This is a genomic window from Campylobacter sp. CCS1377 (assembly GCF_040008265.1).
Lineage (GTDB): Bacteria > Campylobacterota > Campylobacteria > Campylobacterales > Campylobacteraceae > Campylobacter_D.
This window is the reverse complement of record NZ_CP155620.1, coordinates 990,149-1,005,949: the sequence shown is the minus strand read 5'-3', so window position 1 is coordinate 1,005,949 and position 15,801 is coordinate 990,149. Positions and strand designations below refer to the sequence as shown.

General features: G+C 28.3%; 16 protein-coding genes. All 16 read right to left on the bottom strand.

The genetic code is table 11. The annotated features are described in order from the left end of the window. Window position 1: 1 nt before the first annotated feature. The 16 genes from AAH949_RS05195 to AAH949_RS05120 all read right to left on the bottom strand — a co-directional run bounded on the left by AAH949_RS05195 (window position 2) and on the right by AAH949_RS05120 (window position 15,519). Window positions 2–1,486, bottom strand: a complete 1,485-nt coding sequence (locus tag AAH949_RS05195) for a hypothetical protein (protein WP_348518131.1) — start codon at window positions 1,484–1,486, stop codon at window positions 2–4. Between the two features lie 85 nt (window positions 1,487–1,571). Continuing rightward, window positions 1,572–3,041 carry a hypothetical protein gene (locus tag AAH949_RS05190; protein WP_348518130.1) on the bottom strand — a complete coding sequence of 490 codons (1,470 nt, stop codon included), beginning with the start codon at window positions 3,039–3,041 and terminating at the stop codon, window positions 1,572–1,574. 9 nt (window positions 3,042–3,050) lie between these two features. Further along, window positions 3,051–6,290: a hypothetical protein gene (locus AAH949_RS05185; protein ID WP_348518129.1), complete on the bottom strand. Its 3,240-nt coding sequence runs from the start codon at window positions 6,288–6,290 to the stop codon at window positions 3,051–3,053. Window positions 6,291–6,298: 8 nt separating this feature from the next. Continuing rightward, complete coding sequence (locus tag AAH949_RS05180) at window positions 6,299–7,606, bottom strand: hypothetical protein (RefSeq protein ID WP_348518128.1); 1,308 nt, start codon at window positions 7,604–7,606, stop codon at window positions 6,299–6,301. Continuing rightward, window positions 7,596–8,864 (bottom strand): hypothetical protein, encoded by a 1,269-nt coding sequence (locus tag AAH949_RS05175; protein ID WP_348518127.1) that lies wholly within the window; start codon window positions 8,862–8,864, stop codon window positions 7,596–7,598. Before AAH949_RS05175 ends, AAH949_RS05180 begins: the two co-directional genes overlap by 11 nt. After that, window positions 8,861–9,334 carry a hypothetical protein gene (locus AAH949_RS05170; protein WP_134238695.1) on the bottom strand — a complete coding sequence of 158 codons (474 nt, stop codon included), beginning with the start codon at window positions 9,332–9,334 and terminating at the stop codon, window positions 8,861–8,863. The genes AAH949_RS05175 and AAH949_RS05170 overlap by 4 nt, the downstream gene beginning before the upstream one ends. An 8-nt stretch (window positions 9,335–9,342) precedes the next feature. Continuing rightward, a complete protein-coding gene (locus tag AAH949_RS05165) occupies window positions 9,343–9,546 on the bottom strand; it encodes a hypothetical protein (RefSeq protein WP_348518126.1) in 204 nt (67 codons plus the stop codon). A gap of 374 nt (window positions 9,547–9,920) precedes the next feature. After that, on the bottom strand, window positions 9,921–10,259 hold the full coding sequence (locus AAH949_RS05160) for a hypothetical protein (protein ID WP_208335072.1): 339 nt from the start codon (window positions 10,257–10,259) through the stop codon (window positions 9,921–9,923). Between the two features lie 1,009 nt (window positions 10,260–11,268). Then, window positions 11,269–13,077, bottom strand: a complete 1,809-nt coding sequence (locus AAH949_RS05155; protein ID WP_348518125.1) for a hypothetical protein — start codon at window positions 13,075–13,077, stop codon at window positions 11,269–11,271. Next, window positions 13,074–13,553, bottom strand: coding sequence for a hypothetical protein (locus tag AAH949_RS05150; RefSeq protein WP_348518124.1), 480 nt, complete (start codon window positions 13,551–13,553; stop codon window positions 13,074–13,076). The genes AAH949_RS05155 and AAH949_RS05150 overlap by 4 nt, the downstream gene beginning before the upstream one ends. Window positions 13,554–13,555: 2 nt before the next feature. Further along, window positions 13,556–13,927 (bottom strand): hypothetical protein, encoded by a 372-nt coding sequence (locus AAH949_RS05145; RefSeq protein WP_348518123.1) that lies wholly within the window; start codon window positions 13,925–13,927, stop codon window positions 13,556–13,558. Next, window positions 13,924–14,157: a hypothetical protein gene (locus tag AAH949_RS05140; protein WP_348518122.1), complete on the bottom strand. Its 234-nt coding sequence runs from the start codon at window positions 14,155–14,157 to the stop codon at window positions 13,924–13,926. The genes AAH949_RS05145 and AAH949_RS05140 overlap by 4 nt, the downstream gene beginning before the upstream one ends. Continuing rightward, window positions 14,150–14,332 (bottom strand): hypothetical protein, encoded by a 183-nt coding sequence (locus AAH949_RS05135; protein ID WP_348518121.1) that lies wholly within the window; start codon window positions 14,330–14,332, stop codon window positions 14,150–14,152. The genes AAH949_RS05140 and AAH949_RS05135 overlap by 8 nt, the downstream gene beginning before the upstream one ends. Then, window positions 14,322–14,666: a hypothetical protein gene (locus AAH949_RS05130; protein WP_348518120.1), complete on the bottom strand. Its 345-nt coding sequence runs from the start codon at window positions 14,664–14,666 to the stop codon at window positions 14,322–14,324. The genes AAH949_RS05135 and AAH949_RS05130 overlap by 11 nt, the downstream gene beginning before the upstream one ends. A 226-nt stretch (window positions 14,667–14,892) precedes the next feature. Next, on the bottom strand, window positions 14,893–15,027 hold the full coding sequence (locus tag AAH949_RS05125; protein ID WP_348518119.1) for a hypothetical protein: 135 nt from the start codon (window positions 15,025–15,027) through the stop codon (window positions 14,893–14,895). A 75-nt stretch (window positions 15,028–15,102) separates the two neighbouring features. Beyond that, window positions 15,103–15,519 (bottom strand): DUF5675 family protein, encoded by a 417-nt coding sequence (locus AAH949_RS05120; RefSeq protein WP_348518118.1) that lies wholly within the window; start codon window positions 15,517–15,519, stop codon window positions 15,103–15,105. Between the last annotated feature and the right edge of the window lie 282 nt (window positions 15,520–15,801).

Sequence of the window (15,801 nt, the reverse complement as noted above, 5' to 3'; positions counted from 1 at the left end):
TTTACTCTCCTGTGCTTTCACTATCATTTTCCTCTTCTGGATCTATTCCATAGCCTTCTAGTCCTTTACTAAAATCTATTTTTAAATCCAGTATTTCTTTAGGAAAGACATAAGGTCTTGCGGAAGGATAACCATAGATAAGTTTGGAGTAGATTTGGATACTTATATAATGAAAAACATTTTTTTCCATTGGTATAAAATTATACATTTCAGCCAAAGAAACAATCATCTCCCATACTATTAAATAATATTCTTTAATACTCTCTTTTGTAGCATCACTATCTCTTGGATCTTTAATTCTTCCTTGAGCTATAAGTCTTGAAATGCCTGGATAAACTATGGTTCCACCATAACCCAAAGAAGTAAGAAAAGAACCATAATCAATAATATACTCGGGTTTAAATTTCTCATCAAAGAAAGGATCTAGTCCATTAATAAGCTTTCTTTGTTCCCCATGAGTTTTTAGAAGTTGTGCTTGTAAAGGATTTTTTCTCATCATTCTTAAGCCATTTTTATAATTAGAAATCAAAGTTTCTAAAGCTTCTTTGCTTCCTAGGGCAATAGAACATCTTAAACAAGCATTATAAGGGATTAAAGCATAATTTAATACTTCTCTAGTTAAGCCTGAAGGAGCATAAAATTGTGCTGCTTTTAAAAAGGCAATAGGACTTTGATATTTAATAGCAGCCGCTAAATAAAGCTCGGCCCCAAAAAGATCTCTATCATTTCTTTGCGCCTCTTCATCAATGGCTTCCCACACCACACATTCTAGTGCATAGTTATAACAATCCTTTGCTTCTTCTCTGATTAAACCTAAATTAAAACTTGTAAGTTCTTTATGATAAAAACGACTTGTATCATCACTCCATTTATAAAGTGCATAATAATGATAAGCATTTTCTGGGATATTATGATTTAATAAATCTTTAGTGATTTTTACACTTTCTCTAATATCATCAAATACTCCCTCATAATCACTTGATTTTGCTTTTTTAAATAAAAGTTTAGCTAAATTTACTCCCGCTTCTAAATTTCCACTTTTATAAGCAATTCTAAAAAAATGCAGTATATTTTCACTTGTTGTTTTATCAAGCTCACTAAAAACTTTATCTTTATTTTTATTTAATAATGCTTTTGCTTTTTCAAAGCTTTCTTTTCCACTTTCTTTACTTCTTGTAGAATAAGTATAAGGAGTATAATCTACATTAACATAAGGAAATAATACAGATTTTAATTCTGATTTTTTGACTATCATTTTTCTTTGTTCGTTTAAAGAAAGACTTTCAAAAAGTTCTTTTTCTTCTTTGCTCCATACTATACCATTGCTAGAAGCTTGTTTGTAAGAAGTGATGGTTTGATGGATAGTGTCTAGCCAAATTTCTTGACCTAATTTAGCTTTTGTAAAATTTAAAGCATCTTTTGCATGTTTTTCATCAAATTTTTTCCAAAAGTCTAGTTCCTTTTTTTTAAAAATCACACCTTTCATTTTTTCTCCTTAAATATCAATATCCGTAGGGATAAAATCCTCATTATAAATAAAATTATTAAGCAGGCGTTCTTTAAATTCACTTCTATTCACTATCATTTTCCTCTTCTGGATCTATTCCATAGCCTTCTAGTCCTTTACTAAAGTCTATGGGTAAATCAAGTATTTCTTTAGGAAAGACATAAGGTCTTGCGGAAGGATAACCATAAATGAGTTTGGAGTAGATTTTATTGGCTATAAATCTATCGTAACTCACTGGCATATCTGGAAAGGTATAATAGCCTGTAGCCGAAACCAACATCTCCCATACTGTTAAATAATATTCTTTAATACTCTCTTTTGTAGCATCACTATCTCTTGGATCTTTAATTCTTCCTTGTGCGACAAGTCTTGAAATGCCTGGATAAACTATGGTTCCACCATATTCCAATGAAAACAAATAGCCACAATCAATAATATATTCAGGTTTAAATTTCTCATCAAAGAAAGGATCTAGTCCATTAATAAGCTTTCTTTGTTCCCCATGAGTTTTTAGAAGTTGTGCTTGTAAAGGATTTTTTCTCATCATTCTTAAGCCGTTTTTATAATTAGAAATCAAAGTTTCTAAAGCTTCTTTGCTTCCTAGGGCAATAGAACATCTTAAACAAGCATTATAAGGGATTAAAGCATAACCTAAACCCTCGCTTGATAAACCCGAAGGAGCGTAATTTTGTGCTGCTTTTAAAAAGGCAATAGGACTTTGATATTTAATAGCAGCCGCCAAGTAAAGTTCAGCGGCTCTGAGGGTTCGCTCAATAGAGTCTCTTTGCGCCTCCTCATCAATAGCTTCCCATACCACACATTCTAGTGCATAGTTATAACAATCCTTTGCTTCTTCTCTGATTAAACCTAAATTAAAACTTGTAAGTTCTTTATGATAAAAACGACTTGTATCATCACTCCATTTATAAAGTGCATAATAATGATAAGCATTTTCTGGGATATTATGATTTAATAAATCTTTAGTGATTTTTACACTTTCTCTAATATCATCAAATACTCCCTCATAATCACTTGATTTTGCTTTTTTAAATAAAAGTTTAGCTAAATTTACTCCCGCTTCTAAATTTCCACTTTTATAAGCAATTCTAAAAAAATGCAGTATATTTTCACTTGTTGTTTTATCAAGCTCACTAAAAACTTTATCTTTATTTTTATTTAATAATGCTTTTGCTTTTTCAAAGCTTTCTTTTCCACTTTCTTTACTTCTTGTAGAATAAGTATAAGGAGTATAATCTACATTAACATAAGGAAATAATACAGATTTTAATTCTGATTTTTTGACTATCATTTTTCTTTGTTCGTTTAAAGAAAGACTTTCAAAAAGTTCTTTTTCTTCTTTGCTCCATACTATACCATTGCTAGAAGCTTGTTTGTAAGAAGTGATGGTTTGATGGATAGTGTCTCTTAGAAAATCTAATTTGCTTTTATTTGATGGAAGAACAAAACTCATTACTTCTGTATCAAATTTTTTCCAAAAGTCCAGTTCCTTTCGTTTAAATATCACACCTTTCATTTTTGCTCCTTAAATATCAATATCCGTAGGGATAAAATCCTCATTATAAATAAAATTATTAAGCAGGCGTTCTTTAAATTCACTTCTTCCTAATCCTTCTTTTCCTTCTTTCTTCTCCAATTTTGTATCTCCTTTGTAAAAATTATAATTATATTCTGCTATTTTTTTTAAAGATATCGCAAAATCTTTATTGGGATAAAAATCTTTGATTTTTTCATCTTGCATTTTTTGTTTCATAAGAGTGCTATTGTTTAAAGCACTGAAATTATATTCTTCATCTTTAATTAAATCAATATAAGCATAAATTTTATAATAAGCTTCGCTATAACAATGCGTTGCTTCACTATCTTGATAAAATGTAAAATAGTTCTCATCGTAATATTTACCCGAAGAGTGGATTATGGAGTTTTGTTTTATGCATTCTTTAAATTGTCTTTGAGCCAAATCATCGTTTTTGGCATAAGCTGCTATGCTTGGATTATAAGTGCAATAAAGAGAATTCAAGGCATTATCCATTAAAAGAGAATGTTTAAAGTCTGCGATGATGAAGCTTTTACTAAGATTTTTAGGTAAAAAGAAATTATTTTTACACCATTTTGCATAGGTTATATCTCTTTTTTGACGCATTCCTAAGGCAAAAAGAGTAATGGCTCTTTCTAGCTCTTCTTCTTTTAGGCTTGGTAATTTAGTTTCTATATAATTTTGAATCAAAAAAGCCACAATTTCTGGACCAAGTTTATGTATCTTAGCACCAATACCTTTCATTTTATCCATATTCAAAGATGGGATATATGGAGAGCAAACTTTATCAATTGTAAGATGTTCATATTGTAATAGTTTTTTATAAAACTCCAATCTATCCTCATGGGAATTAGAGGGAATTGTTTGCTTTGAAGTTCGTGTTTCAAGCTCTTGTGTCAATTGTTTTGAATATAAATATTTATTATCATTAAGAGAATTTGAAATATTTTTATGAAGTTCTTTTAAGGAATCTTTAAATGGGCTGTATAAAGTTTTTAAACGAAAAGGCGTTGAATCATTGATTTTAGAAACCATCATCTCTGTAATCTGATTATTTATTCGGTCTTTAAAAGTGTTTTCAATGATAGATCTTAATTTTTCTCTATCACCCTTAATGTCTTTCATTTGCTCTGCTATTTCTTTAAAAGGATAAAGATCTTTTAATATCTTTATAAAAGCTCCTTTGAGATCTAAATCAAATAAATATATTAAAAAAATACAAAGATCATTTTGGTGCTCATAGCTGAAAAAATTAAGCCATAGGGATGATTCTTGTAAAGGTAAAACAAATTCAGCAGCTTCTCGCAATTCTGTTTTATTTAAATATTTAATTATAGAGTTTTTGTAATCAGGAAAGTTTCCATCTTTAAGTGAATTTTCAAAAAAGGCTTTAAAATATTTTAATTCTTTATTAGGATTTAGTGCAAATAAGGCATTGTTAAAAATATGCGCAACACAATAAATATTTGGGCTAAGTTTTGCTTCATTAAGTTTCTCTCGGAGTCTATTTCTTAAATCTTCTAAATCATCTTCATCGATTGAATTATCATCTTTTTTTGCTAACTTAAAATCTAAAAAATTACAAAGCATAAAATCAAAATCCAAAAAAGCTTGTATGATTTTAATGATATGTTCTTTCATATCCTCTTGATCAAAATATTCTTCTTGCTCAAAAACACTTTTATTTAAATCATAACTATAATTAGCAATTTTCATAAGATCATTTTTATAAAATACTTTTTCTAAAGCATCAAGTTTTTTTCTTATAGCTTGATAGGGTGATGAAGAAAGCCAAGCATTATATTTGTCTTCCAAGGCTTTAAAATTTTGCTCTATTTGGATTTTAAAATTTTTAAAAAAGATTTTTTTGTCTATATTTTGAATTAAATTTAAAAATAATATTGTTTTTCTAGCTTCTGAATTACTTTTTTCGATTAAAGTATCTCTGATGTGGTTTTGAATTTGAAAATGGATATTTTGACTCTCTACGATATTGCTTACGCAAAGTATGACTTTATCATTTGCTAGGCTTTGAAGTAGAAAATCCAAAGTAAGGGTTGAAGTAAAATAAGGAGTTTGTATGAATAAAAAATTGCTAAATTGCGTAGTGATATTTTTTAAATGATCAAAAGCAGATGAATTTATAATATCGCTATTTTTTATTTTTGTATCTTTGGAAAATAGTGGAAATTCTGAAAATGCAAATTCAACCGAAGGATTTAAGCGTTGATTTTGTAAGGCAATATTGTCTTGTGTTTGTTTTGCATTTATTGTAAAACTATACATTAAAGCTTTATCTGTGGTGTTAGAATTTGGAGTTGTAAGGTATTTTTGAAATATTGTATCTCCTAGCTTAAATGAAATTTTATTACCATAGTATTTTGCATCAAAATTAACAATAGCCGCCAAAGGACTATTTTGCTTAGATACACTTTGCAAAATTTCATCTATTATGCAAAATAATTTGTAAATTTGAACTTTTAATTTGCTTTTACTTTGCTCAAGAACGAAATATGTTATTATTTCACAAACTAAGTCTAGTATTAAAATTAAAGCCAAAATAGGATTGGCAATAAAAAATAATCTTAGCACAAAAAGCAAGGCTTGTTTTTTAATAAAATGTTTTGCCAAATTCGTAATTACAAGACTATGTGAATAATATAAGCTAAGAGAGGCTAGGGTTAAAATATGGGCATTGCTTTCATTCGTCATTAAAGCATTAGCTTTTGTTTGTGTTTTTTCAATCTTTTTTAAAAGTTCATCTAATTCTTTTCTACCTTTTTTAAATAAATATGAAGTATTAGGTGTATAAAGATAAGTTTTGTCTAATTTTTCATTTTGAAATAGTTCTTGAGATAAATTTTGAAAAGTTTCAAGTGTGGTGGAAATTGCGTTGATTTTTTCTCCGACTTTTTGTCGTATGGCTGTTATATCAGCTTCTTCTTCGACTTGCTTATATTGGTTAAAAATTTCTACTAAATCTATACTTAATTGCTCTAGATTAATATTGGGTATTTCTTTTATATCTATAATTTTGATATTTTCATTTTTAAAATTACGCTCTAGGTTTTCTTTTAATGTTAAACTACTTAGCTGTGCTTCAAAATCTTGGTAGTTGGGATTGAAATTTAATTCATCAAAATTTGAAAAAAATTTCTCTTCAACATTAGCTTTAATGGTGTTTTTTGCAACAGAGCTACAAATACTACAATCTGTTTTTTCGGTCATTGTTTTCCTTATTTGATTTTTAATTTCATTTTTTCCATACCACTAGGAGCTAGAAAAACTTTGCCTTGAATATCAATTCTTTCATCACTTAATCTTGCATAATTTTTCTCCAGATTAAAAAATTCTCCATATCCAAATGATATATCCTCTTTTTGTCTGTTTTGTTTTAAGTGCTTTAATACAAAATTAGGTATGGTTTTTGGAATAATAAAAATATATTCAAAAACACAATAAGCTATTTTAAGGGTAAAAATTCTAAAACTAAATAAATCAGCACTGTAATCTTTTTGCAAATTCTCAATCAATTCTTTTAAATAGATATTTGATTCTAAATTTTCATAATCTTGTCCTTTTTTAATAGGAGAGAATGTTATTTTTATTTCCTCATTACTTTTATATATCACAAAATCATCTTTAGCATTTTCGTAAGTATTAGTGCTAAAATAAAATTCTTTTAAATTTCTATAAGGAGTGATGATATTTAAATGTGGAATTTCTAAATTTAAACCACTTTCTTTACCCTCACTTCCTAAGCCCTCCTTAGGATCAAAACTATGATCAAATTTAAACTTAGTAGGTACAAAGCTTACTTTCAAAGGAAAGCCTTTGTCTGTAATACAAGCTGAGATGAGTTCTTGTAATATAGCGTATTCTCTATTTACTTTCTTTTGAGATAAAGAACCTTTAACATTAACAACTTTAGTGCAAGGAACACTTACATTAGCTATAGTGTGAGGACAACCTGTTATACTAGAGTTTAATAAATCACTTTCTAGCATAATAGGCACACCACCATCTTTAAAAGTTTTTCCTTTGCTTGATTTAAGTATGACTTTACCTCCATGGATACATTCTAGGTTTTGATTTTCTAAAAGGGCGTGAAGTTTAGCTATGCTTTGTTTTTTATTTATTTGTATGGTTTTTTGTTCTTTTAGAGTGTTTGAAATTAAATCTTTGTATTCTAAGCTTTGCTTGCTTAAGCATTCTAATTTGATATTTAAAGATTTTTCCAATATAGAATAATTAAGCAAGCAAAGTTCATTATTTTTATAAAAGATACTAAGTCTTCCTAAACCACTGCTTTCATCTTTAGGAGAAAAATAATAGCTGGGTATATCTTGTTTTATAATATTATCTTTATCTAATTCTCCAAAGTAAAAAGGATTATTAGGGAGTTCAGTGGAGCCTGTAAGGAGTATACCTTGAAAATAAATTTTAGAATGAATTACATCAATATTTTTAGTCCTTAAGACTTCACAATCAATCACTTCTTTATCATAAGCAAAAATCGTTTCTTTTATTTTTTCAAGAGACATAGACTTTCCTTAAACTTTTAGTCATTTTATGATAGCTAGAACTCCAATATTTATCACTTTTTTCTCCTGCTAAAACATTAAAATAAAATTCATTTCTATCTTTTTGATATTCTTGTGAGATATTACCATAATCATACTTATGATAAAGCGTTCTTGAGAGCATTTCATCTTTGGGTATAAAGATAAAAGGATAAAATTTACTCACGCTAAAATTATTATATTTTTTACTTAAATCCAAATCTTGTATAATGATAGCTTCATAATCATTATCTGCTTTTAAAAGTTTGATTTGTTTATCTTTTCTATCAAAATAAATTAATTCAAAAGTGCCCTTTAGATTTTTAGTGCCCGATTTTGTAATTAAACGACTTAAAAGAATGTCTAAAATTTTATAAACCCTTGTAATATTCCATAAAGCATATAAAACTTCTTCTTGTTCTGGACTAAGATTTTCACTATTGTATTGTTTTTTATATTCATCAAGATAAATTTCTTGCATTAATGAATTATTTATAAGCATTCTAGCCCAATTTTTAAAAGCTTTTGCACCTTTTACGCTTTGTAAATTATCATCAATGTTTTGAAATTTCAAAAAGATAGAGTGAAGAGATTTAATCAAATCAAAATTTTCCTTTAAATCATCTACCATAGGAAAATCTGGATTCCATTCATCAATATTTACAAGCTCTATTTCTATATCAGAAAGTTTTTGAATAACCCAAGTAACGCAATTATGGATAGGAGGAAGTATTTTTTCTCCACTAGTGTTTATATTAATTGGTGTAGAATTGTAGTATAAGTTTTCTTTTAGGGTTTCAATATTTTTTAAATAACTATCATTTTGTTTTAAACTGGACGTCCTTTTTATTGTCTTCTCTACATCTTTTTTAATAAAATCTAGAAGTGTTTCATACTGCTCTTGTGAAATTTCAAGCACACAGCGATTTTGTTGCCAAAAAGTAGAAGGTGGGCGTTCATCTGTATAAGTGTATTGCTGAAAATTATTATCCCATTTTGGTATATGTTGATTATTTTCATACACTTTACCCCAATGGCTAGGAGTAGATTCAACAGGAGCAAAGCCAAAAAATCCCTCATCTTTAAAATCATTATCTAATATACTAGGATAAATTTGTTTATACCATTGAAAATCTATTTTATCTAACTCATCAGGACTTTTATCTTTGGTAAGCCCTAAAAAGGCGTGGGGAATATTCCAATCCATAGGGTGGATATAAATTGTTGCGTAATATCTCATTTAGAAAATCCCCCGAACAATGCAATCGCTTGAAGCAAAAACGATGAGCAGACATAACCCATAACAAATAATAAAACGCTAAACATAAGCTTTCTTTTAAAAATGGATATTAAGAAAAGCACTCCTATGCCACACAAACTAATAACAAATAAGCTTAAGCTAGAAAAATAAATTATCAAAGATATAAACACCGCAGACAAAACCAAAGGAATAGCATTATAAATATATAATAGATTAAAAGGAATGCAAAAGTATATGATAAGAACAAAGACTTTTAACATACTTAAATTCGAGATTGCTAAAAATAAATTTTCATCATTTTCATATATAGTTTTAAAAAATACAAAAACACAGCCTATCAAAGCAAGAATCAAACTACACACGAACCAAGCAATTTGCCCACTTGATATATTGTCTATTCCTTTATTTTCTAGCTTTGCTTTTAATTTAGAATAAATAGGAATTTGCAAATTTACTCCTAATACAGATGAATTGTTTTATTATAACTGATTTGCTTAATATTTTTGATTAATCTAAATTCTTTGTTTTTAAGAAATTTTTGTTTTGATTCTTCATCTATTTTATCTAACTCATCAGGACTTTTATCTTTGGTAAGTCCTAAAAAGGCATGGGGAATATTCCAATCCATAGGGTGAATATAAATTGTTACAAAATACTTCATAAAATTTCCTTATAAGTGACTAAAAAAATAATATGCAAACGCAACATAACATATCATAAATACTAGACTCAAGCTCAAGCTTACCCTATGTATTTTATAAAAAATATTAATTATAAATATTATAATAATACTTAACGAACAAAAGCCAACGATAAATTCTGATATATTGTTAATAGTATAAATATCAATATTAAAAAACCACTGCAATGGGAATAAAACCCATTGAACTAAAGGTAAAAACCACTGCATCGGAGCTAAAAGCCACCTAAGTTCATCACTTTTTATTAAAACAGAATATACAAATGGAGAGATTATCACGATTCCAAAACATATAAAACAATCCAATATGAATTTAACAAAATTAAATTTATTATTCATAGATATTCCCTTGCTGTATATTGATTATTTTTTAACATCTTATTGTTTGCAACATTAACAGAATTCATTTTAGTTCCAAAACCCCAAAAACTATCGTTGAACTCATTAAGCTCTTTAGCGCCATACCATTTTTGTTCTATTTTATCCCATTCTTTGTTTTTAAGATATTCTTGTCTTAATTCTTCATCTATTTTATCAAGTTCATCAGGACTTTTATCTTTGGTAAGTCCTAAAAAGGCGTGAGTAAAATCTTCCGCATTAATAAAATTTTTATTTTCGCAATCTAAAAAGCATTCTACCAGCGGATCAATATAAATTGTTACATAATATTTCATTTATAAAATCCTCCACCAAGATAAAACAAAGTATAAGTTAATACCATATAAACAAAATAAAATAAAAAAGTATATAATAATCTTTTTTGTAAAAAATAAAATACAACACAAATGGTTATACATAAAATCAAAATAAAATAAATATTAATTTCAAGAACAAAATAACAATAGCTTATTATCCAATTTAGTGTTATTGGAATTAAATTTTTTATATTAAAAAATTTATTATACAAACAATGCACATAAAAATAAATAAAAAAAATGATTTGCAAAAATAAAAGCAAGAGATTTGAAAAAACCTTCAAAAGTAAAAAATTTAAGGTTTTCAAAAGATATTGTTCTAGTATTTATAATTACAATTAATAAAAATAATAAATAGGTAAAAATTACACTACACACAAACCAAGCAATTTGTCCGCTTGATATACTATCTATTCCCTTACTTTCTAGTTTTGCTTTTAATTTAGAATAAATAGGAATTTGCAAATTTTACTCCTAATACAGATGAATTGTTTTATTATATAAGATAATTTATTTAATTTATATTTGTTCTTTAAATTAGAAAAAATTTTAAAGCCTTGATTAATTTTTAATTTTACTCATCTGGATAAATTCATCAAGGAGAAGTAAAAGTATTATCAAAATCTTATATATCATTTTATTAAATTGAATTTAAAAACCAAACCTTCTTCTCTTTATCTCTAGATAAAGTATAGCTTTTTAACTATATATCAATTTAGTATAAAAGACGATTGGGATTTTTTAGTTATCATATTAAAATAAGTTTTAATTTTTATGAGTTTTTTCTTAAAAAGACTAAAATTTGGTTGAATTTATTTTGATTAGCGGTTTTTAAACAGTCTTTATTTTAGATACAACGATTAAAGATTTATGAGATATAGTAGTATTGTATGGTGCGGTTAGCGAGATTTGAATAATGCCTTTAAAATAACTATATTTTAGTATTTTAAAAATTTTATTTTGCCTAAAGTCAATAGTAAGGTCAATACTAAAACACAAACAAAAGTTGCTCTTTTTTTATCTTTGTTTCGTTTAAAATATCAAAAGTTTCAAAATTATACCAATCTTGCCCTAAAACATCGCTTTTAAAAAGCACTTCTTGCTCTTGCTTTTCTTTACCAAAAAACACATCATCTTCGGCTGGGCTTTCATTTATTTCTAAAGGGGCTTTATGATTGACTAAATTCATCACATCACTAGCAAGATTTAAGGTTTGTGAAAACATATGATTTAAACCAAATTTACTTATCTCTTCTCCTGTTTCTGTCGTAATGGTTTCGCCAAATCCTACCCATAATTCATCCATTATCGGCGTTTGATTTGCAATAGCTGTTTGTATATTTTGTTTAATTTGAAGTCCCATAGTCACTATGCTTAAAACGCTTAAGGCTATACTAGAAATTTTAGCCAAACCTTGCATAAATTCTCCACCCACTCCAAGCATAGACAAACCGCTTGAAATTCCGCTAACATAACCTAAAACTATGGATAAATTTGATAAGATAGTTCCTACTGCTCCGCCGATTAAATTCCCTAAAGCCCCCGCTGTTGCATAACCCGTCCAAATAGCCACCGCTACGACAACGACAACCATTATCGCACCGATGAAAAAATCATACCATTCTTTATCTTCTTCCACATATAAATCATAATAAGTATCCCAAAGTATAAACCATCTATCTTTTCTACCTATTGGACTATTTGTAGAATTTAGATAAAGAGGGATAAACCCTAAACTTCCTTGCACTCCACCAAAAAATCCATCTTTAACTGTTAAACCACCAAAAATAACAGGCTCTGTGCAAAATACTTGACATTTTTTAGCATCATAGTAAAAAGGGTGAAAAATATCGCCTTTTTTAGATTGATTTACAACGCTATCATATACACTTTTAAAATACACGCTTTTTAAGCCATAAGTTACTGGGTCGTTATCTGTCATCACCTTAGAGTGTATCACATTAGGAATAATGAGTATATCAGGGTTTAGCCTTTTTAATTCATTGACATAGTTATTGATATCATAATACTGTGGTCTAAAAGGTGGGTAGGGGATAGGTTGGAATTTATCCTTATCAGGCAAGATTAAATCTTTGATAATAAACTCGCCATTTTCTATTTTTGCCCTATCTAAGATATACATTTTGCAGCTATAAGCCGTTACCATATCTTGTCCGCCATTTCCCATTGGGTCAAATTTAAAAATATCAGTCATAACCACTTTGCCATTATAAATTGGTTCTATGCCGATTAAACTTAACACAGTTTCATCTCTTAAAAAATAAGCCTGCGGAATTTCATTTGCATATTTTAGTGCATAATCTTGATTTAATATCAAATTATTACCACCGCTAAATTTTCTTAAAGCAACGATGGGCGTATCAAATCCATCATTTCCAGCTTGTTTTTTTCTAACAATCTGGCTCGTATCGTGATATATTCCATTATCATCACTTGGGTCGCCTTTATACCATTCATAAGGGCTTTGCCCTACAAAGAATTGATTTAAGCCAAGATCTGAGTAAGAATGATAATCATAAGGTCTAACTGAAGGACTTTTGATATCGTAATAACTTATCGCATAAGCGTTTTTATACAAAGGATGATTAGCACTCATTTTTCTTGCTCTGCCCTTACGCACGAGTTGGCGATGCAAAAGTTCTACATATTTATTGACAAAAAGAGTTCCATAGACTAGCCAACTTTGATAGCATTCTACATAGCCAATTTCTCCTGCATTTTGTGGATAAGTCGGTTTTAAAAAGTATTTAGGTGTGCGGTATTTTGCATCAATCATTTTTTATCAACATTTTCTATTTTTTCTTTTACCCATTCTTCAATTTCTTTTGGGATTTCAAGCCCACCAGCACTTAAACCAAAGCAATATCCTTGTGCGATTTTAGCTGTTTCTATTCTTAAATTATCATCAATTTGTGCGGTTTGCCTTGCTATTAATTGTGGTTTTTTCTTTTCAGTTTCAATTTGTGCTTGTATGAGTTTGATTTTTTCAGCGTTAAGTTCGTTTTCATCGCCTTGCAAAATCATATTTAAAGCCGTGTTTTGACTTTGCGCAATAACGCTTTGACTTAAAGTCATCATTGTTTGAGCTAGAGTTTTAAATTTATCTTCACCTTTTATCACATCATTTTTACTAAAATCTTCAAGCATAGTTTTAAGCTCTGCTAAAGGGCTATTTTCGCCTAAACTCATCTTTAAAATACTTGGATAAATACTCTCAAAAGCTTTTAGTCTTTCATTATAATTTGTTGCCATTTTTAATTCTCCTTTTTTCTCATAATTTCAATCAATTCGCTATTTTCATAACGCTTGATTTCAAATTTAAGCTCGTTAATATTATGATTAATATTATCAAGCTTATCGCCGATTAACTTTGAGTGCAGTTCTATAATTTTATTGCTACTTTCAAGTTGGGCTTTTGAAATTTGATTATTGACTTTTAATTCATTTAGCATCCTTTCTTGCGTATCGACACCTTTTTTAATGAAGTTTTTATTTTCATTTAAAATACTTTGCGTTTTATCAAATTTTTTAAAAAGTTCATAAGCAATAAAACAAGCCATTAAAAAGCCTATTGTTAAAACCGCTATAACTCCGCCCTTATCAATTAAAAGCATTAAATCACTCATTTTAAATCCCTTATATCATCTCTCATTTTTTCAATATCATCATCGATTTTTCTTAGCACTTCAAGTATTTTTTCTTTATCATTCGCACACTCAAGCATTTTGCTTTTAAAAAGCTTATAAGAGATGAAAAGCATTATTAAAAACATTAAAAAGCTAATCCCAGCCACGCCCAAGCTTTGAATTTCTTTTGCGAAAGTTAATGAATTTTGCATGGTTAAGTCTTCAATCATTATTTAACTCCTTAATTTTATTTATCTGCACCTTGCACGCTTCATAATGATAAAACAAATCCGCATAAGCTTTTAAAATATCCATTTCATTTTTAGCATTTGGTTTTTTCAATCTTTCTAAAATCAAAAGCTCATTTGGCACTTTTAGCGTTTTAATTTCAGTGTTATTTACCACTTGCGTTGTTGTCCCACAGCCGATTAACCATAGCGTTAAAAAGCTTAGTGGTATTGTTTTCATTAGAATTTTCAATGCTTGTTTTAACATTTTCTACCTTTTCTTTTATTTTGTTTTTTTGAGTGTAGTTTTGCGTGAGTGCTTCTAACTCTTGTTTGTGCCTTAACTCCAACTGCCGAGTATTCCTTGTAAGTTGCTCATTTGTGTTTATAGCTAATTTTAAATCACTTTGACTTTTTTCTAATCTTGCCTTTGTGCTATCAAGTCTTAGATATAAAAATCCAAGCGTTATGGCTAGTATTGCGTAAATATAAAAGTTAAAATTTTTAAGCATTTTGCATTTAAGGAAGTTTGCGTATAATACTTTCTAAGGGTTAGCCGTAGGTCTGACCCCCTATGGCTAAATTTTACCCATGAAAGTGGGTGATTTTTATAATTACATACCACCAAATAATCGTTATAATTATACTCTTATGTGTAATTATAGTCAAGGTTTATTAACCTTGCCCCTTAAAAAGGGGATTATTTGGTAACCTATACTAAACTTCGCTACTCCTTTCTTATTCTTTCTTTTTAATTTCATCTTTGATTTTATCGCCGATATCATTAGCCTTTTTTTGATTATTGTGATAAACAAAAAAGCCAATACCAAAACCAATAGCAATTAAAATAAATGCTAGTAATAAATCAAACATTTTTACTCCTTTCTATGAAAATTAAATTTTTTAATTATTTTTTCTTTTTGGATTTACAAGCCATATTTACTCCTTTTAAGCTAATTCATTAACAATTTTTAATTTTGTATTTTTTAAATCTAAAGTTTTTACAAAAGTCATAAAACGATTAAATGCTATTTTAGAATTTATCACACCATCATCGCCTAAACTTTCACCCAGTAAGATACAACCTTGAGTATTCTTAGCAGTATTTCCTATGTGGATTAAAATGCCTCTATCTTTTGGCACGATTTCATTACTAAGTAAAATACATTCACCAAATTTAGCTGATGGATAAAGTTCGATATCATAAATTCCAGCAGGAATTCTTAAGTCCTTATCTCTTTGCACCCCTTCTTCATCTTCTTCGCAAGTAAAGCACGAAAATAGGGTTTTGTCATCTTTTACAAAAGTAAGTTTTCCACAAACGCAAGTTTTTTTAGCGTATCTTCTTTTTAAAACTAAATTCATTTTAAACCTTTGTTTTTTTTGAAAGATTATAATAAAAACACAAGGACAAAACTAGGGAATTTGTCTAAAATTAAAATATTTGTAAGTTTTTTTAGTTAAGATTTTATCACTTTAAGGATAGCCTTACTTGAAGACTTTATTTAATAGAGTTTGAAAGGAGGTTGTAATGATAGAAATTATCGTTTTTATGATAGTTTTAGTCGTTCTTATTCTAGTTGCTAAAAACTAGAATAAAAACTAATCTTTAAAAACAATTAATATTTTAAAGTAACCCTGCTTAGT